This is a genomic window from Cupriavidus sp. SS-3, assembly GCF_035818815.1.
GTDB lineage: Bacteria > Pseudomonadota > Gammaproteobacteria > Burkholderiales > Burkholderiaceae > Cupriavidus > Cupriavidus taiwanensis_C.
Genome location: NZ_JAYLVT010000026.1, coordinates 1 through 22,902, shown reverse-complemented (window position 1 = coordinate 22,902; position 22,902 = coordinate 1). Strand labels below are relative to the sequence as shown.

The window sequence follows — 22,902 nt, the reverse complement described above, 5'->3', positions numbered from 1 at the left end:
TGTTCCGGCTGGTTGCGGGATAACGCAACGGTTGCCGTAGCTGCCGCAACTTTCATGCCGCGCGTCGCGCCTCCCCATCAAAGCGGTGCAACGCCATACCCGTGGGCAAAGGCGATGCGCGCATGCCATGCGCGGCCCCACGCGCCGTCGCGGGCACAATTACAAGGCTTCGCGCAGGAATTGCAATGACACGCAGGCCGGCCCGCCACGCGCGCGCCGCGGCGCTGATGCGGCGCGGGCACGGAATCTGCCTTCCTTGCGGGGCGAAGCCGGAGTGCCGGCTCCCCACCAGGAGAGAACCGTGGACAAGTCGAAGATCCCCGCAGACCAGGCCGAGGCACTCGGTGCCTTGATGGACGACCACCGTGCGGTCAAGAAGCAGTTCAAGGCGTTCAAGGACACCGACGACCGCGACGAGAAGGAATCGATCGCGCTCGACGTGTGCCACCAGCTCACGGTGCACGCCACCATCGAGGAAGAAATTTTCTACCCGGCGTTGCGGGGCGTCAGCGAAGAAATCGATGACATGCTGGACGAGGCCCAGGTCGAGCACCAGGTCGCCAAGGACCTGATCGCCGCGATCGAGGAAGACCCCGCCGGCGACATGCTCGAGGCCAGCTTCACGGTGCTGTCGGAATATGTTTCCCACCACGTCGAGGAAGAGGAAGGCGAGCTGTTCAAGAACGTGATCAAGGAAAAGGTCGACCTGCGCGAGGTGGCGCAGACCATGGCCGCGCGCAAGGAAGAGCTGATGCGCGAGACCGCCTGACGCGGCGTGCCGGGCGGGCGCGGCGCCCCGCCGCTTCAGCGAATTTGAAGAAGTCGCACAAGCCGGGGTGCTCCACGCGCCCCGGCCGGCCTTTACCATCACGCACTGTTTCCCTGCCGTGCCGTAACTGCCCCATGACCTTTGTCGTGACGGATGCCTGCATCCAGTGCCGCCATACCGACTGCGTCGAAGTCTGCCCGATGTCGTGCTTCCACGAAGGGCCGAACTTCCTTGCCATCGATCCCGACCAATGCATCGACTGCTCGATGTGCGTACCGTTGTGCCCCGTCGGCGCGATCTATTCCGAGCATGACCTGCCGCAAGCCCAGCGCCATTTCCTGGCGCTCAACGCCGAGCTGTCGCGACGGCCCGACTGGCTGCCGCTGATGAAGGCGAAGGGACCGCTGCCGGACCACGAGCAGTGGGCCGGCCATCCTGACCGCCTGTCGTTGCTGCGGCGCTAGCGCTGCGGCGTGTCGCGGTAGTCCGGGAAGGCTTCCGGCAAGGTCTGCACGGTGCCGGTCAGGGTGCCGTCATAGCCGGGCAGCGCGTTGACGCGCTGGCGGAAGGCCTCACTGGTCAGCGCCCCGACCGCGCCGGCCAGCGCCGCGCTGCGCAGCTTGGCGCGCTCGATCGCAAAGAAGTAGCGCTCCTTGATCACCGGCACGAAGGCCAGCCCGAAGCGCCGCGCCGCGGTCTCCACGCCGAAGCCCACGTCGGCCATGCCGCTGCCGATGTACGCCGCCACCGCGGCGTGGGTGAATTCGCCATTGCTGTAGCCCTCGATGCGCGCGCCGTCGATGCCGCGCGCCGCCAGCATCAGGTCCAGCAGCAGCCGCGTGCCGGAGCCTACCTGCCGGTTGACGAAGCGGACTTCGCGCCGCGTCAGGTCCTCGAGCGTGTGGATGCCGAGCGGGTTGCCCGGCCGCACGAACAGTCCCTGGCTGCGCACCGCCAGGTGCACCAGGCAGTGGGTCTCGGGCTTGAGCCAGGTGGTGAAGTGGCGCCACATGCCGTGCTCGAACTCGCCCACCGGCACATGGAAGCCGGCGATGTCGCAGGCGCCCTCGGCCAGCGCGGCCACGGCCTCGACGCTGCCGCAGTACTTCAGGTCGTGCCGCACCTGCTGCTCGTCGAGGAAGTCGCGCAGCGCCGCCACCGCGAAGCCGTGGCTGGCATGCAGCCGCGCCGTCGCCTCCGGCTGCGCCATCAGCTTCTTCAGCTCGATCTCCAGTTCGGACGCGAGGCTGTCCAGCGTCGGTGACAGCCGCGCCCCGATCCGCTTGCTGGCCCACACCAGCTGCTGCGCCAGCGGCGTCAGCGCGCTGCCGCGCCCGCGCGTCTTGTCGATCAGCGGGCCGCCGAACAGCGCCTCGGCATCGCGCAGGATGCCCCAGGCATAGCGGTACGACAACGACACCGCCTGGGCCGACTGGCTGATGCTGCCGGAGTCGCCGATATGGCCGAGCAGGGCCACCAGCCGGGACACGTCCAGCGGCTCGGCGCCCGGCCGGGCGTCGTCCCGGATCTGCAGATGGGGTTGGATCGAGATGCGGATCATATGTAGAAAATAGCTTATTGAAGGGCCGCTGTCACTCTCATATAGTCCGCCTAACGGGCGAAACGGCGATCCGATAGCCCGGAAATAGGAAAAAAATAGCATATAAGCGGGATCCGGCAGGCACTTTGGCCGGTCCTGGCGAGCCCTCACAGGAGACGCCATGCCAGACATCGCCCCCCACGCACCCCGTGCCCCCGGTGCCCCGGCATCCGCCGATGCCGCGCACATTGCCGCCATCGTCGCGGCACGCCAGCACATGCCGGGCGCCCTGCTGCCGATCCTGCACGAGATCCAGGACACCCAGGGCTTTATTCCCGACACCGCCGTGCCCGTGATCGCGCGTGCGCTGAACCTGTCGCGCGCCGAGGTGCACGGCGTGATCACCTTCTACCATCACTTCCGCCAGCAGCCCGCCGGCCGCCACGTGGTGCAGGTATGCCGCGCCGAGGCGTGCCAGGCCGTGGGCGCCGAGGCGCTGGCCGAGCACGCGCAGCGCGCGCTGGGCTGCGGCTTCCATGAAACCAGCGCGGACGGGCAGGTGACGCTGGAGCCGGTCTATTGCCTGGGCCAGTGCGCCTGCGGCCCGGCGGTAATGGTGGGCGAGCAGTTGCACGGCTATGTCGATGCGGCGCGCTTCGACGCGCTGGTGCGCGCGCTGCGCGCGCCGTCGACCCCGGCAGAAGCGGAGGCGCAGGCATGAGCAAGGTCACTACTCTCTTTGTGCCGCGCGACTCGACCGCGCTGGCGCTGGGCGCCGACGAGGTCGCGCGCGCCATCGCCAGCGAAGCCGCCGCGCGCGGCGAGACGGTGCGCATCGTGCGCAACGGTTCGCGCGGCATGTTCTGGCTCGAGCCGCTGGTCGAGGTGCAGACCGATGCCGGCCGCGTGGCCTACGGCCCGGTCGGCGCGGCCGACGTGCCGGGGCTGTTCGCCGCCGGCCTGCTGCAGGGCGGCGCGCACGCGCTGGCACACGGCCCGACCGAGCAGATCCCGTTCCTGCAACGGCAGGAGCGCCTGACCTTCGCCCGCGTCGGCATCACCGATCCGCTGTCGCTGGACGACTACCGCGCGCACGAGGGCTACGCCGGCCTGGAGCGCGCGCTGGCGATGCAGCCCGCCGAGATCGTGCAGGAAGTCACCGACTCCGGCCTGCGCGGCCGTGGCGGCGCCGCGTTCCCGACCGGCATCAAGTGGAAGACGGTGCTCGGCGCCCAGTCCGCCATCAAGTACATCGTCTGCAATGCCGACGAAGGCGATTCGGGCACCTTCTCCGACCGCATGGTGATGGAAGACGACCCCTTCATGCTGATCGAAGGCATGACCATCGCCGGCCTGGCGGTGGGCGCGGAGCAGGGCTACATCTACTGCCGTTCCGAATACCCGCACGCGATCGCCGTGCTGGAAAGTGCGATCGGCATCGCCCTCGCCGCCGGCTGGCTCGGCGACGACATCCGCGGCAGCGGCAGGCGCTTCCATCTCGAAGTGCGCAAGGGCGCCGGCGCCTATGTCTGCGGCGAGGAAACCGCGCTGCTGGAAAGCCTGGAAGGCCGGCGCGGCGTGGTGCGTGCCAAGCCCCCGCTGCCGGCGCTGAAGGGGCTGTTCGGCCAGCCCACGGTGATCAACAACGTGATTTCGCTGGCCACGGTGCCGGTGATCCTGGCGCGCGGCGCGCAGTTCTACCGCGACTTCGGCATGGGGCGCTCGCGCGGCACGCTGCCGTTCCAGCTGGCCGGCAACATCCGGCATGGCGGGCTGGTGGAGAAGGCGTTCGGCGTCACGCTGCGCGAGCTGCTGGTCGATTATGGCGGCGGCACCCGCAGCGGCCGCGCGATCCGCGCGGTGCAGGTGGGTGGGCCGCTGGGCGCCTACCTGCCCGAGTCGCGCTTCGACGTGCCGCTGGACTATGAAGCCTATGCCGCGTTCGGCGGCGTGGTCGGCCACGGCGGCATCGTGGTGTTCGACGAGACCGTCGATATGGCGAAGCAGGCGCGCTACGCAATGGAGTTCTGCGCGATCGAATCGTGCGGCAAATGCACGCCGTGCCGGATCGGCTCGACCCGCGGCGTCGAAGTGATGGACCGCATCATCGCCGGCGAACAGCCGGTCCGGCATGTGCAGCTGGTGCGCGACCTGTGCGACACCATGCTCAACGGCTCGCTGTGCGCGATGGGCGGCATGACGCCGTACCCGGTGCTGTCCGCGCTGAACGAATTCCCCGAGGACTTCGGCCTCGCATCCAATCCGGCCAGGGCCGCCTGAGCCAGGCAGAGACACGGGAGACAAACCGCCATGAACGCCCGCAACGAGATTGATTTCGGCACGCCCGCCAGCCCATCGACCGACATGGTCACCCTGGAGGTCGACGGCGTCAGCGTCACCGTGCCGGCCGGCACGTCGGTGATGCGCGCCGCGATGGAGGCGCAGATCGCGGTGCCCAAGCTGTGCGCTACCGACAGCCTCGAAGCCTTCGGCTCGTGCCGGCTGTGCCTGGTCGAGATCGAGGGGCGGCGCGGCTATCCGGCCTCGTGCACCACGCCGGTGGAAGCCGGCATGAAGGTGAAGACCCAGAGCGACAAGCTTGCCGACCTGCGTCGCGGGGTGATGGAGCTGTATATCTCCGACCACCCGCTCGATTGCCTGACCTGCCCCACCAACGGCAATTGCGAGCTGCAGGACATGGCCGGCGTGGTCGGCCTGCGCGAGGTGCGCTACAACGATGGCGGACCGGAATCGGCCCCGATCGCCACGCACACGCAGATGAAGAAGGACGAGTCCAATCCCTACTTCACCTACGACCCGTCCAAGTGCATCGTCTGCAACCGCTGCGTGCGCGCCTGCGAGGAAACCCAGGGCACTTTCGCGCTGACCATCAGCGGCCGCGGCTTCGATTCCCGCGTCTCGCCCGGCACCAGCCAGCCGTTCATGGAGTCGGACTGCGTCTCGTGCGGCGCCTGCGTGCAGGCGTGTCCGACCGCGACGCTGACCGAGACTTCCATCATCAAGCTGGGCCAGCCTTCGCACAGCACCGTGACCACCTGCGCCTATTGCGGCGTGGGCTGCTCGTTCAAGGCCGAGATGAAGGGCAATGAAGTGGTGCGCATGGTGCCGTACAAGGACGGCAAGGCCAACGAGGGCCACGCCTGCGTCAAGGGCCGCTTCGCCTGGGGCTACGCCACGCACAAGGACCGCATCCTCAAGCCGATGATCCGGTCCAGGATCACCGATCCGTGGCGCGAGGTGTCGTGGGAAGAGGCGATCGACTATGCCGCGTCCGAGTTCAAGCGGATCCAGGCAAAGCACGGCAAGGACTCGATCGGCGGCATCGTGTCGTCGCGCTGCACCAACGAGGAGGGCTATCTGGTGCAGAAGCTGGTGCGCGCCGCGTTCGGCAACAACAACGTCGACACCTGCGCGCGCGTATGCCATTCGCCGACCGGCTACGGCCTGAAGCAGACCCTGGGCGAATCGGCGGGCACGCAGACCTTCAAGTCGGTCGAGAAGGCCGACGTGATCATGGTGATCGGCGCCAACCCGACCGATGGCCACCCCGTGTTCGCCTCGCGCATGAAAAAGCGCCTGCGCGCCGGCGCGAAGCTGATCGTGGTCGATCCGCGCCGCATCGACCTGGTCGATTCGCCGCATATCCGCGCCGACTTCCACCTGCAGCTGCGCCCGGGCACCAACGTCGCGCTGGTGACCTCGCTGGCGCACGTGATCGTCACCGAAGGCCTGCTCAACGAAGCCTTTATCGCCGAGCGCTGCGAGGATCGCGCGTTCGGGCAGTGGCGCGACTTTGTCGCGCTGCCGGAGAACTCGCCCGAGGCCATGGAAAGCGTCACCGGCATCCCCGCGGACCAGCTGCGCGGCGCGGCGCGCCTGTACGCCACCGGCGGCAACGCCGCGATCTACTACGGCCTGGGCGTGACCGAGCATGCGCAAGGCTCCACCACCGTGATGGGCATCGCCAACCTCGCCATGGCCACCGGCAATATCGGCCGCGAAGGCGTGGGCGTGAACCCGCTGCGCGGGCAGAACAACGTGCAGGGCTCGTGCGATATCGGCTCGTTCCCGCATGAGCTGCCGGGCTATCGCCACGTGTCGGACTCGACCACGCGCGGCCTGTTCGAAGCCGCGTGGAATGTCGAGATCAGCCCCGAGCCGGGCCTGCGCATCCCCAACATGTTCGAGGCCGCGCTGGCGGGCAGCTTCAAGGGCCTGTACTGCCAGGGCGAGGACATCGTGCAGTCGGACCCGAACACGCAGCACGTGTCCGAGGCGCTGTCGTCGATGGAATGCATCGTGGTGCAGGACATCTTCCTGAACGAGACCGCCAAGTACGCGCACGTATTCCTGCCGGGCTCGTCGTTTCTGGAAAAGGACGGCACCTTCACCAACGCCGAGCGCCGCATCTCGCGCGTGCGCAAGGTGATGCCGCCCAAGGCGCGCTATGCCGACTGGGAGGCCACCATGCTGCTGGCCAATGCGCTCGGCTACCCGATGGACTACCAGCATCCGTCCGAGATCATGGACGAGATCGCGCGGCTGACGCCGACCTTCGCCGGCGTCAGCTACCAGCGCCTGGAACAGCTGGGCAGCATCCAGTGGCCGTGCAATGCCGACGCGCCGGAAGGCACGCCGACCATGCATATCGATGCCTTCGTGCGCGGCAAGGGCAAGTTCATCATCACCCGGTACGTGCCCACCACCGAGAAGGTCACGCGCGCCTTCCCGCTGATCCTGACCACCGGGCGCATCCTGTCGCAGTACAACGTCGGCGCGCAGACGCGGCGCACCGACAACGTCCACTGGCATGCCGAGGACCGGCTCGAGATCCATCCGCACGATGCCGAAGAACGTGGCATCAAGGACGGCGACTGGGTCGGGGTGCAGAGCCGCGCCGGCGACACCGTGCTGCGCGCCATCGTCAGCGAGCGCATGCAGCCCGGCGTGGTCTACACCACCTTCCACTTCCCCGAGTCGGGCGCCAACGTGATCACCACCGACAACTCGGACTGGGCCACCAACTGCCCCGAGTACAAGGTCACCGCGGTGCAGGTGCTGCCGGTGGCGCAGCCATCGGCATGGCAGCGCCAGTACCAGGACTTCAACGCCACGCAGCTGCGGCTGCTGGAGGCGGCCAGCGCCGACCCGGCGCAGGCCGCGGGCTGAGCGGAGGGCCACGCGATGATGCGCTGCATGCAGTCGCCGGAAGTTGATCCGGCCGCGGCGGAAGAAGCCGTGCCCGCCACTCACAGCACCTTCGCGGTCAGCCGCTGGCGCCGCGGCGAGCTGATGCTGAGCCCCGATGAAGTGGCCGAGGAAGTGCCGGTCGCGCTGGTGTACAACGGCATCTCGCACGCGGTGATGCTGGCCACGCCGGCCGACCTGGAGGACTTTGCGCTCGGGTTCAGCCTTAGCGAAGGCATCGTTACCCGTGCCGCCGATGTCTATGACATCGAAATCGACACGCGCGAGGAAGGCATCGCGGTGCAGCTGGAGATCGCATCGGAAGCCTTCATGCGGCTCAAGGACCGCCGCCGCTCGCTGGCCGGGCGCACCGGCTGCGGGCTGTGCGGCACCGAATCGCTGGAACAGGTGATGCGCCTGCCGGCACCGGTGCGCAGCGATGCCAGCTTCCATACCGACGTGATCCAGGCCGCCTTCGTGCAACTGCAACTGCGGCAGGAGCTGCAGCAACACACGGGTGCGACCCACGCTGCCGCATGGTTGCGTGCCGATGGCCATGTATCACTGGTGCGCGAAGACGTGGGCCGCCACAACGCGCTGGACAAGCTCGCGGGCGCGCTCGCCCGCAGCGGCGAGGACATCTCCGGCGGCGCCGTGCTGGTGACCAGCCGCGCAAGCTATGAAATGGTACTGAAGACCGCCGCCATCGGCGCCGGCGTGCTGGCAGCAGTGTCCGCACCGACGGCGCTGGCCGTGCGGCTTGCCGAACAAGCCGACATCACCCTGGCCGGCTTCGTGCGCGCCGGCGCGCACGTGGTGTACGCCCATCCCCAACGTCTGCAGCACGAAGTGAGTCTGGCATGAAGATCGACAACCTCATCACCATGGCCAACCAGATCGGCAGCTTCTTCGAAGCCATGCCCGATCGCGAGGAGGCGGTCGCGGATATTGCCGGGCACATCAAGCGCTTCTGGGAGCCGCGCATGCGCCGGGCCTTGCTCGGGCATGTCGATGCCGATGCCGGCAGCGGGCTGCTGGAAATTGTGCGGGAGGCGCTGGGCCGGCACCGGGCCATGCTGGAGTAGCCGGGGCGCGTGGCGGACTGGCCCGGGTCAGCGCAGCCGCAACGGCTCCAGCAACGCCCCGTCATACTCTCCCCGCGAAATCCGCCCCAGCTCCAGCATCCGCTGCAGGATATAAACCTGCCGCTGCCGCGCCCGCCGCGGATTCGCCACCGGGTTGTTGGCCGACGGCGCCTTCGGCAATCCCGCCAGCATCGCGCACTCAGCCAGCGTCAGCTGGTCCAGCCGCTTGCCGAAGTAGGTTCGCGCGGCGTCGGCAAAGCCATAGGCGCCCTGTCCCAGGTAGATCTTGTTCAGGTACAGCTCGAGGATCTCGTCCTTGCTGAGGGCCTTTTCGATCCGGTACGACAGCAGCACCTCATACAGCTTGCGCGTGTAGGTCTTTTCCCGCGACAGGTAGAAATTGCGCGCGACCTGCATGGTGATGGTCGACGCTCCCTGCGACAGCTCGTCCGACAGGTTGGCGACGCCCGCGCGGATCACGCCGACGTAGTCGATGCCGTCATGCAGGTAGAAGCGTTCGTCCTCGATCGCCACCACGGCCTCGGTCAGCGCGCGCGGCATCTTGCCGATGGGCACGTAGTCCGGCGTATCGCGGAAGGCGGTGAGCGCGTCGAGCGACGGCAACTGCCGGTTGGCGGCTAGGAGGGCGATGGCGGCCAGCAGCGCGCCGCCGATCGCGGCGAGCAATAGCAGCTTGAGCAGGGCGGAGCAGAGGCTTTTCATGGCGCGTATTGTGCCAGCCGCCGCGCGCCCCGCGCGAGCCCGCGGGTTTGCGGTTTTACTTATACCCAGCCAAGCCAGCGCCAGTAGGTCGCGGCGAACAGCAGCATCATGGCGTAGCCGATGACCGTGACCGGGATGCCGATGCGCGCGAACTGCCGCCCGTTGAAGGTCTCGGTGCCCAGGCAGACCGGCGCATCGCGCTGGTAACGCTGTCGCCGATCGGCGCCAGCACGCGCCGCATCGCCGACACTCCTTGTCGTTTCGACTATCTGAAATTCTCCGGCCGACGGCGGGCGATGTCGAGGACCGAGGCCGGATAGTTACGCCCGTCATGCGCAAGATCAAGGCGATGGCAGATCGCCGGATTCCCCGGCCGCCGCGCGCGTCATACCAGTGAGAGGCTCGCCACACAAGGCCTGCGCGGCAGTCCGCATGATCCGATACCGGGGCCGTTCCGGGTTCCGCGAGACACGAGCCGGAGTGATCTGAAATAATTGGAGCCGACCATGAAGGTTTTAGTACGCGGTCTCAAGGCCGGGCTGGACCCGGCGGTGCTGCGCAAGGCGCTGGCACGGTATGCGAAGATCCGTTCGGTGGAACTGGTGCAGGAAGGCGACCCCAGGCATCCCTGGGCCTGGGTCGATATCGACGCCGGCGCGCTGACGGTCTGGAAACTGGTGGCGCGGCTGGACCGGCGCTATATCGCCGGCTGCATCCTGCGCTGGCACGTGCCGGCGTACCGCGAGCGCTGAAGCGACGCGGCACCGGCGCGCCCGGCAACGACAAACTGGAAAGAACAATGCTCAAGTGGCTTCAACGCGCGGCATGCCCGCATGCCTTCGCGGCCATGCCGCCAACACCGGCGGCGACCGGTGCCGTGCCGCACATGCCGGAGGTGCCGGAGCTGGTATTCGAGCGCATCAGCAACGCGCGCGACCTGGGCGGACTGGTGGGCGCGCAAGGGCGCCGCGTGCGCCAGGGCCGGCTCTTTCGCAGCGGCAACCCGGCGCTGGCGAGCGATGCCGACCTGGAGCGGCTGCAGGCGCTCGGGCTCGACATGGTGGTGGACTTCCGCTCACCCGGCGAGAAGTCGCCGGGCGAAGCGGCCTTCGGCCAGCGCTTCCGCTGGCAGGCGGTGCCGGTGCTGGAAGGCAGCATGGCGATGGATGTGCTGATGCCGCGCCTGCGCGCCAGCACGCCGGCGCAAATGGATGCCTTCATGCTCGAGGTGTACCGCGATTTCCCGGTGCGCTACCGCGCCGCCTTCGCCGGCTTCATGCAGACCGTGCAGGGCGGCCAGACGCTGCTGTTCCACTGCACCGCGGGCAAGGACCGCACCGGCTTTGCCGCGCTGCTGTTGCTGGCCGCGCTGGGTGTCGGCCAGGACGACATCCTGGCCAACTACCTGGAATCGAACCAGCGCAACGCGCAGTTCAACGCGGCCGCGCTGGCGCAGATGGGCGGGCTCGGCATCGATGCCGCGGTGATGATGCCGCTGCTGGAAGTCCGGGCCAGCTATCTCGAGGCGTCGATGCAGGCCATCGACGCGGGCTGGGGCAGCGTCGGCAACTACCTGCGCGACGCGCTGCAGGTCGACGTCGCGCAGCTGCGCGCGCACTACCTGGCCGGCTGAATCACCGGCTCACTGGCGGGGCGGATCCCGAAATCGGATTACCATAACCGCGTTACCGACTTCATTGCGGTGCCGGCCAGCGGCGCCCGACCCCCAATGCTTGAACTCCAGGGAGCCATCTGGTTCCGCTCCGGCTCGCAGGAATGGGGCGGCAAGGACCGCATCGCGCTGCTCGCCGCCATCGGCGCGCACGGCTCGATCACGGCCGCCGCGCGCGCCGTCGGCATCAGCTACAAGGCGGCGTGGGACGCCATCGACGCGATGAACAACAGCGCCGGCGAGCCGCTGGTGGTGCGCGCCGCGGGCGGCAAGGGCGGCGGCGGCACGCGCCTGACCGCGCGCGGCGAACAGCTGATCCGCACCTATCGCGCGCTCGAGGACGAGCACCGGCGCTTTGTCGCGCAGTTGTCGCGGCTGGGCGAGGGCGCGGCCGACGATATCCACCTGATGAGGCGAATGATGATCAAGACCAGTGCGCGCAACAAGCTGTTCGGGCGCGTGGCCAGCGTCAAGGGCGGCGCGGTCAACGACGAGGTGGTGCTGGAGCTGACCGGCGGGCAGCGCATCGTCGCCACCATCACGCACGAGAGCGTCGAGACGCTGGAACTTGCCGAAGGCGTCGAGGCGTTTGCGCTGATCAAGGCATCGTCGGTGCTGGTGGGGCTGCCCGACCCGGGGCTGCGGCTGTCGGCGCGCAACCAGCTGGCGGGCGTGGTGGCGCGGGTGATGCCTGGTGCGGTGAACGCCGAGGTGGTGATCGAGCTCGACGGTGGCGGCACGGTGGCCGCGATCGTCACCAACAGCAGCGTCGAGGCGCTGGGACTGCAGGCCGGCGTGGCCGCGGTGGCGATCTTCAAGGCCTCGAGCGTGATCCTCGGCATAGTGGGATGAGTGCCGCGGCGTGCAATAATAGCCGCCCCCAAAGCATGTCGTTTCCCTCGCAATGCACGCCGCGCTGGCTGGCTTTTCCCTCGGTCTTTCCCTGATTCTTGCCATCGGTTCCCAGAATGCCTTCGTGCTGCGGCAGGGCCTGCGGCGCGAGCACGTGTTCTGGGTCTGCCTGGTGTGCGCGCTGTCGGATGCGCTGCTGATCCTGCTGGGCGTGTCGGGCTTTGCCGTGATGATCCGTGCGTTGCCGTGGCTGGGCGAGGCCATGCGCTATGGCGGCGCGGCCTTCCTGGCCTGGTATGGCGCGCGCAGCTTCGTCGCGGCGTGGCGCTCGAACGCGGTGCTGGATCCCAGCGATGCCGCGCCGCGGCCGCTGGCGCCGACGCTGGCCGTGTGCCTGGCCTTCACCTGGCTCAATCCGCATGTGTATCTCGACACGGTGATGCTGATCGGTTCGGTGTCGACCCAGTTCGCGGGCCACGCGCGCGAATTCGCCGCGGGGGCGATGAGCGCATCGTTCCTGTTCTTCTTCGCGCTGGGCTATGGCGCCGCACTGCTGCGGCCGGTGTTCGCGCGGCCGCGGGCATGGCAGGTGCTGGAGGTGGTGATCGGCATCACCATGTGGGTGATTGCCGCGCGTTTGCTGATCGGTTGAACGGAAGGAGCACGGATGCCAAGAAACGTCGAGATCAAGGCGCGCATAGACAGCGTCGAGGCGCTGTTGCCGCGCGCCGCCGCACTGGCCGACCACGGACCCGAATACATCTGCCAGGACGATACCTTCTTCCGCTGCGCCAACGGGCGGCTCAAGCTGCGCGAGTTCGCGCCGGAGCGCGGCGAACTGATCTTCTACGCGCGCGCCGACGAGGCCGGGCCGAAGGAGAGCTTCTACATCCTGTCGCCGACGCCATCGCCCGGCACGCTGCGCGCCGCCTTGGCCGCCGCGCACGGTGAGGGCGGGCGCGTGCGCAAGCTGCGCACGCTGTACCTGGCGGGACGCACGCGCGTGCACCTGGACCGGGTCGAGGCGCTCGGCGATTTCCTGGAGCTCGAAGTGGTGCTGGCCGATGCGGAAAGCGTGGCTGACGGCGTGGCCGAGGCCCACGCCCTGCTGGCCCGCCTGGGCGTTCCCGCGTCCGCCTTGATCGAAGGCGCGTACGTGGACCTGCTGCGCGCGGCTCAGGCCACGCGCGCCGGCACCGGCGCGTAGACCGGCGGATGGTGGCGGCTGGTGCCGCTGCCGAAGATGCGGCCTTCGCGGATTTCCAGCACGTGGTCGCCCAGCGCCTCGACATCGGCCGGGTCGTGCGAGATCACCAGCATCGGCACGTCGAGGCTGGCCTGCAGCGTGCGCAGCTCCGCCCGCATGCGCGCGCGCAGCGCGGGATCCAGCGCCGAGAACGGTTCATCGAGCAGGACGATGTCGGGCTGCGCCACCAGTGCGCGCGCCAGCGCCACGCGCTGCTTCTGGCCGCCGGAGATCTCCGCCGGGTAGTTGCCGGCGATGTCGGCCAGGCCGAAGGCATCGATCCAGCGCTGCGCCTGCGGATGCGCGGCGCCGCGGCGCGGATTGCGCCAGCCGCGCGCCAGGCCGAAGCCGATGTTCTGGCCCACGGTCAGGTGCGGGAACAGCGCATATTCCTGGAACAGGTAGGCCACGCGGCGCTCCTGCGGACGCACGTCGATGCCGGCGTCGGCGTCGAACAGGGTGCGGCCGTTGAGCACGATGCGGCCGCTGTCCGGCGTCAGCAGCCCGGCGATGGCGCGCAGCGTCAGGCTCTTGCCGGCGCCCGAAGGGCCGAACAGCGCAATGCGCCGGCTGGCCGAATCGAATTCGATATCGAGCCCGAAGTGGCGGTCGGCCGAGACCATCTGCTTGCGGATGCTGACGTGCATGCTCATGGCGATATGCGTGATGCTGGCGTTAGCGGACTCGCGGGCGCAAGCGCCGGCGTTCGTAGAGTTCAGCGGGATGGCGCGCGGCCGCTGGCACCAGGCGTCCGGCAATCACCAGCAGCAGCACGCAGGTGACGGAGGTCACCAGCACCAGCAGGTTGGCGGTGTTGTCGTCGCCGGCCTGGACCGCCTCATAGATGGCCACCGACAGTGTCTGGGTACGCCCGGGCAGGTTGCCCGCGATCATCAGCGTGGCGCCGAATTCGCCCAGCGCGCGCGCAAACGCCAGCAGCACGCCGGCGATGATGCCGCGCGCCGCCAGCGGCAGCGTGACGCGAAAGAAGATGCCGGCTTCGGGCACGCCCAGCACGCGCGCGGCGTTCTCCAGCTGGTGGTCCACGCCTTCGAAGGCGGCGCGCGCGGACTTCAGCACCAGCGGGAAGGCGACGATGGTCGACGCCAGCACCGCGCCCTGCCAGGTGAAGACCAGCTCGATGCCGAGCCGCGCCAGCCACTCGCCGAACACGCCACGGCGTCCCACCAGCACCAGCAGGTAATAGCCCAGCACCGTCGGCGGCAGCACCAGCGGCAGCGTCAGCACCGCGTCGACCACGTCGCGCAGCGGCGAGCGCCAGCGCGCCAGCGCCCAGGCCGCGCCGACGCCGAGCACGGCGTTCAGCGCGGTGGCCCAGCCCGCCACCTTCAGCGACAGCAGCAGCGGTACCCAGACGGCATCCATGGCGTGCGCGGCGCGGCGTCAGGGCTTGTGGAAGCCGAAGCGCGACAGGATGGCCTGGCCTTCCGGCGAGGCGACATAGTCGACGAACTGCACGGCTTCCTTCGGCTGGCGTGCCTGGCTGGTGACGGCGATCGGGTAGGTCACCGGCATGCGGCTGGGCACGCGCACCGCCACTTTGACCTTGTCGGGCATCACGGTGGCGTCGGTGGCGAAGACGAAGCCGGCCTCGACCTCGCCGCGCGCGACGTAGTCCAGGCTCTGGCGCACGTTCTGCGCCGGCACGCCCTTGGCGGCGACCGCGTCCCACAGCCCGGCCGCTTCCAGTGCGCCGCGGGTGTAGCGGCCCACCGGCACCGAGACCGGATTGCCGTAGGCGATGCGCCGGACTTCCGGGCGCGTCAGGTCCTGCAGCGAGGCGATCGCCAGCTTGCTGTCGGCCGGCACGATCAGCACCACCTGGTTGGCGGCGAAGTTGCGCCGCGAGGCCGGCGCGATCACCTTTTCGGCCTCGGCCTTGTTCATCGCCTCCTGGTCGGCCGAGGCGAACACATCGGCCGGCGCGCCCTTGACGATCTGCTGCATCAGCACGTCGGAGGCGCCGAAGTTCAGCACCACGTGCGTGCCGGGGTGGGCGCGCTCGTAGGACTCGGCCAGTGATTTGAAGGCGTTGGTCAGGCTGGCTGCGGCGGACACCACCAGGTCGGCGGCGAAGGCAGGCGGGGCGGCCAGCGCCAGCGTGGCGGCGGCCAGCAGCAGCCCGCGACGGCGGGAACGGAAGGCAGGCATCGGAATCCTCGGGAAGCGGCCGCCGGCATGCATGGGCTGGCGCGGCAAGGCCGGAGCGGGTGGACTGTCAGGCGCAATATACGTCTGTATATAGCGAGGCGTCAATGATGCGCCATGACGGGTGTCAGGGGTATTCCAACCGGCATAAGTGCGGTATCAGGGGCTGCGAATGAACCCCGGGGAGGGAACGGCTGGCGCCTGCCCGGCGCCAGCCCTGCCGGCTTCAGGCCGGCGGCGTGCCTTCCTTGAACATGGATTTCAGCTGGCTGCGCAGCTCAGGCGTGTCCTGATGCTGGTGCACCGCCACCGCATGCTGGACCGCGGCTTCGAGCAGTTCGTCCTCGCTGTCGGCGCTCAGCGCGACCGTGCAGTGGGTGTCGCTCGGATACTCGCGGCAATCGATAAACTTGCGTGCCATGATGCCTCCTGACGCCGGCCCGCGGGGTGGGCTGAGCCGGTGCCTCCAGTATAGGCACGCGGTCCTTGCCGGTTGGTGCCCTAGAGCACCGGCGTCAGCACCTTGCCGCCGGCCAGGAACGCGTCGAGGTTCTGCAGCGTCAGCGCGGTCATGGCGGCGCGCGTCTCGTGCGTGCCGCTGGCCATGTGCGGCGCCAGCACGACATGGTCCATCGCCAGCAGCGCCGGTGGCACGTTGGGCTCGTCCTGGAACACATCGAGCCCCGCGCCGCCGAGCCGGCCTTCGGCCAGCGCCGCGACCAGCGCCGCCTCGTCGACCACGCTGCCGCGCGAGACGTTGACCAGGATGCCGCGCGGGCCGAGCGCATCGAGGATCTCGCGCGAGACCAGCCCCGCGGTCGAAGGCCCGCCGACGGTGGCGACCACCAGGAAGTCGGCCCACGTTGCCAGCGCCTTCAGGTCCGCTTCGAAGCGCCACGGCGCGCCTTGGCGCGGGTGGCGGTTGTGGTAGGCGATCTCCATGTCGAAGCCCTGCGCGCGCCGCGCGACGATCTCGCCGATGCGGCCCAGGCCCAGGATGCCCAGCTTCTTGCCGGAGACGCGCGTGGTCAGCGGGAAGCCGCCCTGCGGCCAGCGCCCGGCGCGCACGAAGCGGTCGCCATTGGCGATGCCGCGCGCCGCGTCGAGCAGCAGCCCGAAGGCGAGGTCGGCGACGCAGTCGTTGAGCACGTCGGGCGTGTTGCTGACCTGGATGCCGCGCGCACGCGCTGCGTCCAGCGCGATCGCGTCATAGCCCACGCCGAAGCTGACGATGGCTTCGAGGCTCGGCAGCGCATCGATCAGCGCGGCACTGCAGCCGTGGCGCGCCGAGGTCACCACCACGCGCACCTGCTGCCCCTCGCTGCGCGCCCAGGCCAGCGGATCGGCCTGCTGCCACAGCGCCGCGGCGCCGTACTGTTGTTGCAGGGTGGCATTGGCCGGCGGCGCGAGCGGGCCGACCTGGAGGATCTGGGGAGCGGGCATGGGGAGGAGGAGGTCGAGGCGTGACCGGCAATGTTAGCGCAAGGGCCAGCCCCGCGCCGGCGCCCGGCCGGGCGTGGGCGCGCAAGCTGTGCGATGTTCGGGCGGCGGGTTATGCTGCAAGCCTCGCGGCCAAGCGCCGCGCCACGCTGCTTCCACGTGCCATGACCACCATCTACCTCGCCGGCTTTGACGTGTTCCGCAAGGACGCGCGCGCCTGGGGCGAGCATCTCAAGGCGCTGTGCGCGACGCACGGCTTCACCGGCCTGTATCCGCTCGACCAGTCCGCGCCCGAAGGCCTGTCCGGGCCCGACACCGCACGCTGGATCTATGACGCCAATATCGCGCTGCTGCGGCGCGCCGACCTGGTGATGGCCAACCTGGATGACTTCCGCGGCCCCGGTGAAGCGGATTCCGGCACGGCGTTCGAGGTCGGCTTTGCCGTGGCGCTGCAAAAGCCCGTGTGGGGCTACAGCGCCGACACCGGCACGCTGCGCGAGCGCGTCACGATGGCCATCGATGCCGACGGCACGCCGCTGGATGCGCGTGGCTTTACCGTCGAGGACTTCGGGCTCGGCAAGAACCTGATGCTGGCGTGCCCGGTGCGGCTGGTGCGGGGTGGCGCGGCCGAGTGCCTGACAGCCATGGCCGCCGCCCGGCACGACATCGACGCGGCCCTCCGCAGCGGCAGCTAGCGCCGCAGCGCCTGCACGCCGGCCGCGATATCGTTGGCGGTACTCGCGACGATCTCGCGATACGCCGCGACCACCCCGTCGACCGCGCCCGGCGCGGGCAGCTCGGCCTGGGTCCTGCCGCTGACCACCTTGCCATCGGGCAGCCGGCGCACGGTCCAGTTGATGGTGGCGCCGGCACGCTGGCCCACGTCGGCGTCCAGGCGCAGCACTTCGGTGGTGATGCGGTACAGCGGCTGCACGTCGGACAGCCCCTGCTGGTAGGTGTCGACCGCGCCCAGCGTGGCTTGCAGTCGCTGCGACAGCGCATCGCGCAGCTCGTCCGGCAGCGGCGCGGACCAGCGCGACAGGTCCAGCAGGCGCACGCCGGCATCGCCGCCGCTTCCGTTCTGGCCATCGCGCACCACCAGTTGCGGCCGGTTGAGGCGCTCCGGCACGCGCACCGGCGCTACCTCCAGCCACAGCGTGTCCGTCGACGGTGCGGCTGCCGGCGCTGGCGCCGCCACGGCGGCGGGGCCTTGCGACAACGTGTAGTAGCGCGGCTCGGGCGAGGCGCAGCCTGCCAGTACCGCCGCGGCGAAGCTGGCGCAGGCCAGCGTGAGCGGAAGGCGCTTCATCATTCTTTCTCCGGCTTGCCGCGCAGCAGCGCTTCAGGGTGGCGTTCCAGGTAATCGGTCAGGGTGCGCAGCGACGTGGCGGTGCGCGTCAGCTCCTGCAGCATGCGGCGCGTATCCTGCTGCAGCGGCGCGTCCGACGCCAGCGTGCCGTTGGCCGCGGTCAGGGTCTTGCGCGCGTCCTGCAGCGCGGCCAGCACCTGCGGCGCGACATCGCCGTTGAGCTGCTGCACCAGCTTGTCGGCGGTGGCCAGGGTCTTGTTCAGGCTCGTCACCGTGGTGCGCAGGTCCTGGCCGATCTGGTCGAACGGCACCTTGTCGATGCGGTTGACGATGTCGCCCACCTGCGCCTGCAGCTGGTCGAAGGCGCCGGGGGTGGTGGGGAACTCCGGGATCGGCGCGTCCAGGTCGACCTTGACCGGCGCCGCCTTCGGGAAGAAGTCGAGCGCCACGTACAGCTGGCCGGTGAGCAGGTTGCCGGTGCGCAGCTGCGCGCGCATGCCGCGCTGCATCAGCCCCTGGATGATCTTGCGCGCGCGTTCGCGGTCTTCGACGTCGCGTTCGCGGAAGCCCATGCGCGACGGGTACAGCTCGACCACCACCGGCATGCGGAAGGCACGCTTCTCGCGCTGGAATTCGATGCCGATCGAGCGTACCTGGCCCACTATCACGCCGCGGAAGTCCACCGGCGCACCCGGCGACAAGCCGCGCACGGACTGGTCGAAATTGAGCACCGCCAGCGTCGGCGCCAGCTCTTCCGGCTCCTTCATCGCCTCGGCCTGGTCGCCGGCCAGCAGGAACTGGGTGTTCTCGGCGGCGGCGTCGGTGGCGGTGGTGTGGTCAGGGGCCTGGAACGCGACGCCGCCAAGCAGCACCGTCACCAGCGATTGCGTCGACAGCTTGAGCCCGCCGGCATCGAGCTTGAGGTCGACTCCGCTGGCATGCCAGAAGCGCGTGTCGGCGGTGACCAGCTTGTCATAGGGCTTGTTGACGAACACGCGCAGCGTGATGTCGCGGCCGTTGGGATCGAGCTGGTAGGCCACCACCTGGCCGACCAGCACGCGGCGGTAATAGACCGGCGAGCCGATGTCGAGCGAACCCAGCTCGGACGCGCGCAGCACGAACTGCTTGCCGGAGGCGTCGGTGGTCACCACCGGCGGCACTTCCAGGCCCTTGAAGTCGCGCGCCGAGTCCGTCGACTTGCCGGCGTCGACGCCGATATAGGCACCGGACAGCAGCGTCTCCAGCCCCGACACGCCACTGGCGGCGAAGCGCGGGCGCACCACCCAGAAGCGGGTGTCGGCGACGGCGAAGTTCTCGGCGTCCTTGGTCAGGTCGATCGACGCCACCACGTGCGAGCGATCGCGCGCCAGGCGCACCGACTTGACCAGGCCGATGTCGACGTCCTTGTAGCGCACCGCGGTCTTGCCCGGCGTAAGGCCTTCGGCGGTGCGGAAGCTGACGGTGATCTCCGGCCCGCGCGAAGTCAGCGTGTGTATCAGCAGCGAGATTCCGACCACCGCGGCGACGATCGGGATCAGCCATACCAGCGAGGGCAGCCAGCGCGCGCGGCGCCGCCGTTCGGGCCGGGGCAGGCCGGACGGGGGTGGCGAAGGCGGAGAGGGCGGAGAGGGCGGCATGGCACCCGCCGGGGCTTGGTTGTCAGTGTCGGGCATTGTCAGGTTCCAGCGAATCCCACAGCAGGCGCGGATCGAAGCTGAGCGAGGCCAGCATGGTCAGTACCACGACCGCGCCAAAGGCGAGCGCGCCGCCGCCGGGGATGATGGTGGCCAGCGCCCCGGCCCGCACCAGCGAGGCCAGCAGCGCCACCACGAAAATATCGAGCATCGACCAGCGGCCGATCACCTCCACCAGGCCGTACAGCCGGGTCTGCTGCCGGATCCGCCAGCTCGAGCGGAAATGCACCGACAGCAGCAGGAAGGTCAGGATCACCATCTTCAGCAGCGGCACCACGATGCTGGCGATCAGCACCAGCACGGCCAGCATGTGCGAACCGGACAGCCACAGGTAGATCACGCCCGACAGGATGGTGTCCTGCTGCGTGCCGAGGATGGACTGGGTCACCATCACCGGCAGCATGTTGGCAGGAATATAGAGGATGTACGCGGCCAGCAGGAAGGCCCAGGTGCGCGCCAGGCTGTCGGGCTTGCGATGGTGCAGGCTGGCGCCGCAGCGCGGGCAGGGCGAGCCTTCCAGCGTGCGCGGGCTGACCAGGTCGCATGCATGGCACGACACCAGCCCGAGCCGGCTGGCGGTGGGCACCTGCGGCAGCGGAGTGTTCTCGTCGTCGTCGGTCAGTTCCGCCACCACCTCCCGCGCGAGCTGGCGCGGACGGGCCAGGCGGCCGGCGGGCGGTGGCGGTCGCTGCGGCTGGGTCATCGGCGCTCCCCGTCGGCCGCCGCGGCCTTGTCGTCGGGCGTTTCCAGGTGGCGCCACAGGTCGCGCGGATCGAACGACAGCATCGCCGCCAGCACGATCACCAGCGCGGCGAACGACCACAGCGCAATGCCGGGCAGCACGCGCGCCATGGTCGAGAGCTTCACCAGCGTCACCAGCACGCCGATCATGAAGACCTCGATCATGCCCCACGGCCGGGTCTGGCGGATGCCGCGCACGATGCGGTCGAAGCCGGCCGGCATGCGGTGCTGTGCCATCGGCACCAGCAGGTAAGTCATCATCAGCAGCTCGGACAGCGGAAACAGGATGGTGGTGGCGAACACCAGTGCCGCCACCAGCGCCATCTGGTCCGCATACAGCGCCTGCACCGCGCCCAGCAGCGTGGTCTGGGTGCGCACCCCTTTCAGGTCCATCTCGACGATGGGGTAGGCGTTGGAGATCAGGAACAGGATCAGCGCGGTGAGCACCAGCGGCAGCAGCCGGTGGTAGTGGCGCCGGCTCTCGCGGTAGAGCTGGCCGCCGCAGCGCAGGCACAGCGCGCGCTCGCCCGGTGCGATCGGCGTGCGCTCGTAGACGGCGTCGCAGTATTCGCACGCCACCAGCCGGTGCAGCGCGGCCGGCGAGGTGTCGGGCAGCGTGGTCTCCGGCGGGGCCGGGGGTACGTCGTGTGCCGCCATCAGCCGGATCGCTTGCCGGTGGCTGCCGGCGGCACATCGGGGTTGTCGACCACAGCCGGGGCCGATGCCGGGCCGGACGCAGCGGCCGGTGCCGGCGCGGATGCCAGCGCCGCGCCCTGCTGCAGGTCGCGCTGCAGCTCGCCCTGCGAGCCGATGGTCCAGTCGCGCAGCAGGGCATAGGCCACCGCCAGCAGGGTCGGGCCGATGAACACGCCCAGGAAGCCGAACGCCAGCGCGCCGCCGAGCACGCCCAGCATGATCCAGATCAGCGGCATGCCCGTGCCCTTGCTGATCAGCAGCGGCTTGACGATGTTGTCGGCCATGCTGACCACGCCCACGCCCCACACCACCAGGAAGATGGCCCAGCCGGTGGCGCCGGTGTGGTACAGCCACAGCGCGGCCGGCAGCCACACCAGCGGCGGGCCGACCGGCACCACTGACAGGAAGAAGGTGACGAAGCCGAGGATGGCGGCACCCGGCACGCCCGCGATCCACAGGCCGATGCCGGCCAGCACGGCCTGGATGAAGGCGGTGCCCAGCACGCCGTAGACCACGCCCTTGACGGTGCTGCCCGCCAGCTCCAGCAGGTGGTCGGCGCGCTCGCCGGCGATGCGGCGCATGCCCGCGCGCAGCCAGGCAATGGCGAACTCGCCGCCGGTGTAGAAGAAGAATGCCAGGATGATCGACAGCGCCAGCTGCCCCAGCCCGGCCCCGATCGACAGGCCCGCGCCCAGCAGCACGTGCCCGACCGGCGCGATCAGCTTGCGCAGGTTGGCGACCATCTCGGAATCGGCATTGATCAGGCCGTCCCACGAGCTTTGCAGGTAGCTGCCGACATAGGGCAGGCTGCTCAGCCACAGCGGCAGCTGCGGCAGCCCCTGCTCCATATAGCGGTCGACCAGCGCGGCGAGGTCGTCCAGGTGCGCGGAGAAGCTGGCGCCAGCATAGACGAACGGGCCCAGCACGATCACCGTGGCCAGCAGCACGCAGATCAGCGCGGCCAGGCCGCGGCGGTTGCCGAGCCAGCGCGACAGCACGGTGTAGGGGTGCCAGGAGCTGAACGCCAGGATCGCGCCCCACAGCAGCGCGGTGGTGAACGGCGCCAGGACCAGCAGCGAGCCGCCGATCAGCACGATCAGCGCGAAGACGGCGGCGATTTTTTCGATTAACTGGCCGGAGCTCATGGTTGGGGTCTCTGTTCTGTCCCCCGGGGGGTGGGTGTGACGGGGACGGCGTAAATATAGCTTATGGGGGGTGGGGGGATGGGAAAGGGGGTGGTGCTGGTGGTGACATGCTGTCGGCTTTTGGACCGCCTGGTTCCGCCCTGCTGGGCGGGTCACTTTTTGGCCGAGCGCCAAAAAGTAACCAAAAAGCGCGTTTACTGCCCTGCGGGCGGCATGTCTTATCGTAGTGGGCCCGGGGGTTTTCGTACGGGGCTTTGCTTCCTCGCATAGCGGGACTGCCTGCCGCAGGGGTGCACCACGGTGGCAGGGGCGTTGAAGTGCAGGTTGAACGAGCCCAGAGCGGTGGGTGGTCCCTGCTGCGGGCGTTGCCGTAGGAACGCCTACGGCTGCGCTGCGCGCCGGCCCTATCGCGCGGCGTAGGCCCTGGCACGGGACGCATCGCTGCGCTCGCTTGGCGCTGCGGTCTGTGGCCCGGGCTGAGAATCGTACAGCGGCGCCTTTGGCTGCGTTGGCGCCAAATACCCGCCAGCGCAATCGAGCCTGCGCAGCAGCCGCAGGCGTCCCCGCGATACGGCCGGCAGCAGGCTGCCTACACCCTCATTGGGATTGTCCA

The 22,902-nt window shown here is 69.3% G+C and carries 25 protein-coding genes and 1 pseudogene; 13 read left to right on the top strand and 13 right to left on the bottom strand.

Annotated elements, in window-relative coordinates:
* Positions 1-301 precede the first annotated feature (301 nt).
* Positions 302-769: a hemerythrin domain-containing protein gene (locus U9J39_RS27520; RefSeq protein ID WP_115679516.1), complete on the top strand. Its 468-nt coding sequence runs from the start codon at positions 302-304 to the stop codon at positions 767-769.
* 134 nt (positions 770-903) lie between these two features.
* Complete coding sequence (gene fdxA, locus U9J39_RS27515) at positions 904-1,233, top strand: ferredoxin FdxA (RefSeq protein ID WP_116312215.1); 330 nt, start codon at positions 904-906, stop codon at positions 1,231-1,233.
* On the opposite strand, the gene U9J39_RS27510 is transcribed toward fdxA, so the two are convergent.
* Positions 1,230-2,330: a substrate-binding domain-containing protein gene (locus tag U9J39_RS27510; RefSeq protein ID WP_115708364.1), complete on the bottom strand. Its 1,101-nt coding sequence runs from the start codon at positions 2,328-2,330 to the stop codon at positions 1,230-1,232. The two genes, fdxA and U9J39_RS27510, sit on opposite strands and share 4 nt — an antisense overlap.
* A 160-nt stretch (positions 2,331-2,490) precedes the next feature.
* Here U9J39_RS27510 and U9J39_RS27505 point away from each other — a divergent pair, with 160 nt between their 5' ends.
* From U9J39_RS27505 to U9J39_RS27485, 5 genes are read left to right on the top strand one after another with little or no spacing between them, the layout of a single operon-like run.
* Positions 2,491-3,030, top strand: a complete 540-nt coding sequence (locus U9J39_RS27505; protein WP_326348619.1) for a formate dehydrogenase subunit gamma — start codon at positions 2,491-2,493, stop codon at positions 3,028-3,030.
* Positions 3,027-4,589 carry a formate dehydrogenase beta subunit gene (locus tag U9J39_RS27500; RefSeq protein WP_116312217.1) on the top strand — a complete coding sequence of 521 codons (1,563 nt, stop codon included), beginning with the start codon at positions 3,027-3,029 and terminating at the stop codon, positions 4,587-4,589. The genes U9J39_RS27505 and U9J39_RS27500 overlap by 4 nt, the downstream gene beginning before the upstream one ends.
* A gap of 30 nt (positions 4,590-4,619) precedes the next feature.
* The gene (gene fdhF, locus U9J39_RS27495; protein WP_326348618.1) at positions 4,620-7,499 is read left to right on the top strand and encodes a formate dehydrogenase subunit alpha; all 2,880 of its coding nucleotides are present in this window, start codon (positions 4,620-4,622) and stop codon (positions 7,497-7,499) included.
* 15 nt (positions 7,500-7,514) lie between these two features.
* The gene (gene fdhD, locus U9J39_RS27490; protein ID WP_116312219.1) at positions 7,515-8,381 is read left to right on the top strand and encodes a formate dehydrogenase accessory sulfurtransferase FdhD; all 867 of its coding nucleotides are present in this window, start codon (positions 7,515-7,517) and stop codon (positions 8,379-8,381) included.
* Positions 8,378-8,602, top strand: coding sequence for a formate dehydrogenase subunit delta (locus tag U9J39_RS27485; protein WP_115708374.1), 225 nt, complete (start codon positions 8,378-8,380; stop codon positions 8,600-8,602). The genes fdhD and U9J39_RS27485 overlap by 4 nt, the downstream gene beginning before the upstream one ends.
* 27 nt (positions 8,603-8,629) lie before the next feature.
* Here the strand turns inward: U9J39_RS27485 and U9J39_RS27480 are convergent, their stop codons facing one another.
* Both U9J39_RS27480 and U9J39_RS27475 read right to left on the bottom strand, forming a co-directional pair.
* The gene (locus U9J39_RS27480) at positions 8,630-9,325 is read right to left on the bottom strand and encodes a transglycosylase domain-containing protein (protein ID WP_116312220.1); all 696 of its coding nucleotides are present in this window, start codon (positions 9,323-9,325) and stop codon (positions 8,630-8,632) included.
* A 59-nt stretch (positions 9,326-9,384) separates the two neighbouring features.
* A pseudogene (locus tag U9J39_RS27475) lies at positions 9,385-9,513 on the bottom strand (anion permease); the annotation flags it as partial.
* Between the two features lie 318 nt (positions 9,514-9,831).
* Between U9J39_RS27475 and U9J39_RS27470 the strand changes: the two are divergent.
* The 5 genes from U9J39_RS27470 (at position 9,832) to U9J39_RS27450 (ending at position 13,056) form a co-directional block, all read left to right on the top strand.
* Entirely contained in the window at positions 9,832-10,077 is a 246-nt protein-coding gene (locus tag U9J39_RS27470; protein WP_326348616.1) for an RNA-binding protein, read from the top strand.
* A gap of 47 nt (positions 10,078-10,124) precedes the next feature.
* Positions 10,125-10,958, top strand: a complete 834-nt coding sequence (locus U9J39_RS27465; protein ID WP_326348614.1) for a tyrosine-protein phosphatase — start codon at positions 10,125-10,127, stop codon at positions 10,956-10,958.
* A 96-nt stretch (positions 10,959-11,054) separates the two neighbouring features.
* Positions 11,055-11,849 (top strand): TOBE domain-containing protein, encoded by a 795-nt coding sequence (locus U9J39_RS27460; RefSeq protein ID WP_326348612.1) that lies wholly within the window; start codon positions 11,055-11,057, stop codon positions 11,847-11,849.
* A gap of 52 nt (positions 11,850-11,901) precedes the next feature.
* The gene (locus tag U9J39_RS27455) at positions 11,902-12,501 is read left to right on the top strand and encodes a LysE/ArgO family amino acid transporter (RefSeq protein ID WP_116312223.1); all 600 of its coding nucleotides are present in this window, start codon (positions 11,902-11,904) and stop codon (positions 12,499-12,501) included.
* Between the two features lie 15 nt (positions 12,502-12,516).
* On the top strand, positions 12,517-13,056 hold the full coding sequence (locus U9J39_RS27450; protein WP_326348611.1) for a class IV adenylate cyclase: 540 nt from the start codon (positions 12,517-12,519) through the stop codon (positions 13,054-13,056).
* On the opposite strand, the gene U9J39_RS27445 is transcribed toward U9J39_RS27450, so the two are convergent.
* From U9J39_RS27445 to U9J39_RS27425, 5 genes are all read right to left on the bottom strand, one after another.
* Positions 13,026-13,748, bottom strand: a complete 723-nt coding sequence (locus U9J39_RS27445) for a sulfate/molybdate ABC transporter ATP-binding protein (RefSeq protein WP_115679550.1) — start codon at positions 13,746-13,748, stop codon at positions 13,026-13,028. The genes U9J39_RS27450 and U9J39_RS27445 overlap by 31 nt on opposite strands.
* A 22-nt stretch (positions 13,749-13,770) precedes the next feature.
* Positions 13,771-14,481 (bottom strand): molybdate ABC transporter permease subunit, encoded by a 711-nt coding sequence (gene modB / locus U9J39_RS27440; protein WP_115679551.1) that lies wholly within the window; start codon positions 14,479-14,481, stop codon positions 13,771-13,773.
* An 18-nt stretch (positions 14,482-14,499) separates the two neighbouring features.
* The gene (gene modA, locus U9J39_RS27435) at positions 14,500-15,267 is read right to left on the bottom strand and encodes a molybdate ABC transporter substrate-binding protein (protein ID WP_326348608.1); all 768 of its coding nucleotides are present in this window, start codon (positions 15,265-15,267) and stop codon (positions 14,500-14,502) included.
* Between the two features lie 223 nt (positions 15,268-15,490).
* Complete coding sequence (locus U9J39_RS27430) at positions 15,491-15,685, bottom strand: DUF1059 domain-containing protein (protein ID WP_012351957.1); 195 nt, start codon at positions 15,683-15,685, stop codon at positions 15,491-15,493.
* Positions 15,686-15,765: 80 nt separating this feature from the next.
* A complete protein-coding gene (locus U9J39_RS27425; protein WP_326348607.1) occupies positions 15,766-16,707 on the bottom strand; it encodes a 2-hydroxyacid dehydrogenase in 942 nt (313 codons plus the stop codon).
* 161 nt (positions 16,708-16,868) lie between these two features.
* Here U9J39_RS27425 and U9J39_RS27420 point away from each other — a divergent pair, with 161 nt between their 5' ends.
* Positions 16,869-17,399 carry a nucleoside 2-deoxyribosyltransferase gene (locus U9J39_RS27420; protein WP_115711563.1) on the top strand — a complete coding sequence of 177 codons (531 nt, stop codon included), beginning with the start codon at positions 16,869-16,871 and terminating at the stop codon, positions 17,397-17,399.
* Here the strand turns inward: U9J39_RS27420 and U9J39_RS27415 are convergent.
* Genes U9J39_RS27415 through U9J39_RS27395 form a run of 5 tightly spaced genes read right to left on the bottom strand, consistent with a single transcriptional unit; the run spans position 17,396 to position 22,289 of the window.
* Complete coding sequence (locus U9J39_RS27415) at positions 17,396-18,016, bottom strand: PqiC family protein (protein WP_115708420.1); 621 nt, start codon at positions 18,014-18,016, stop codon at positions 17,396-17,398. The genes U9J39_RS27420 and U9J39_RS27415 overlap by 4 nt on opposite strands.
* A complete protein-coding gene (locus tag U9J39_RS27410) occupies positions 18,013-19,686 on the bottom strand; it encodes a PqiB family protein (protein ID WP_326348605.1) in 1,674 nt (557 codons plus the stop codon). Before U9J39_RS27410 ends, U9J39_RS27415 begins: the two co-directional genes overlap by 4 nt.
* Entirely contained in the window at positions 19,673-20,410 is a 738-nt protein-coding gene (locus U9J39_RS27405; RefSeq protein ID WP_115708424.1) for a paraquat-inducible protein A, read from the bottom strand. Before U9J39_RS27405 ends, U9J39_RS27410 begins: the two co-directional genes overlap by 14 nt.
* Positions 20,407-21,105, bottom strand: coding sequence for a paraquat-inducible protein A (locus U9J39_RS27400; RefSeq protein WP_115708426.1), 699 nt, complete (start codon positions 21,103-21,105; stop codon positions 20,407-20,409). Before U9J39_RS27400 ends, U9J39_RS27405 begins: the two co-directional genes overlap by 4 nt.
* Complete coding sequence (locus U9J39_RS27395; protein WP_116312227.1) at positions 21,105-22,289, bottom strand: AI-2E family transporter; 1,185 nt, start codon at positions 22,287-22,289, stop codon at positions 21,105-21,107. The genes U9J39_RS27400 and U9J39_RS27395 overlap by 1 nt, the downstream gene beginning before the upstream one ends.
* Between the last annotated feature and the right edge of the window lie 613 nt (positions 22,290-22,902).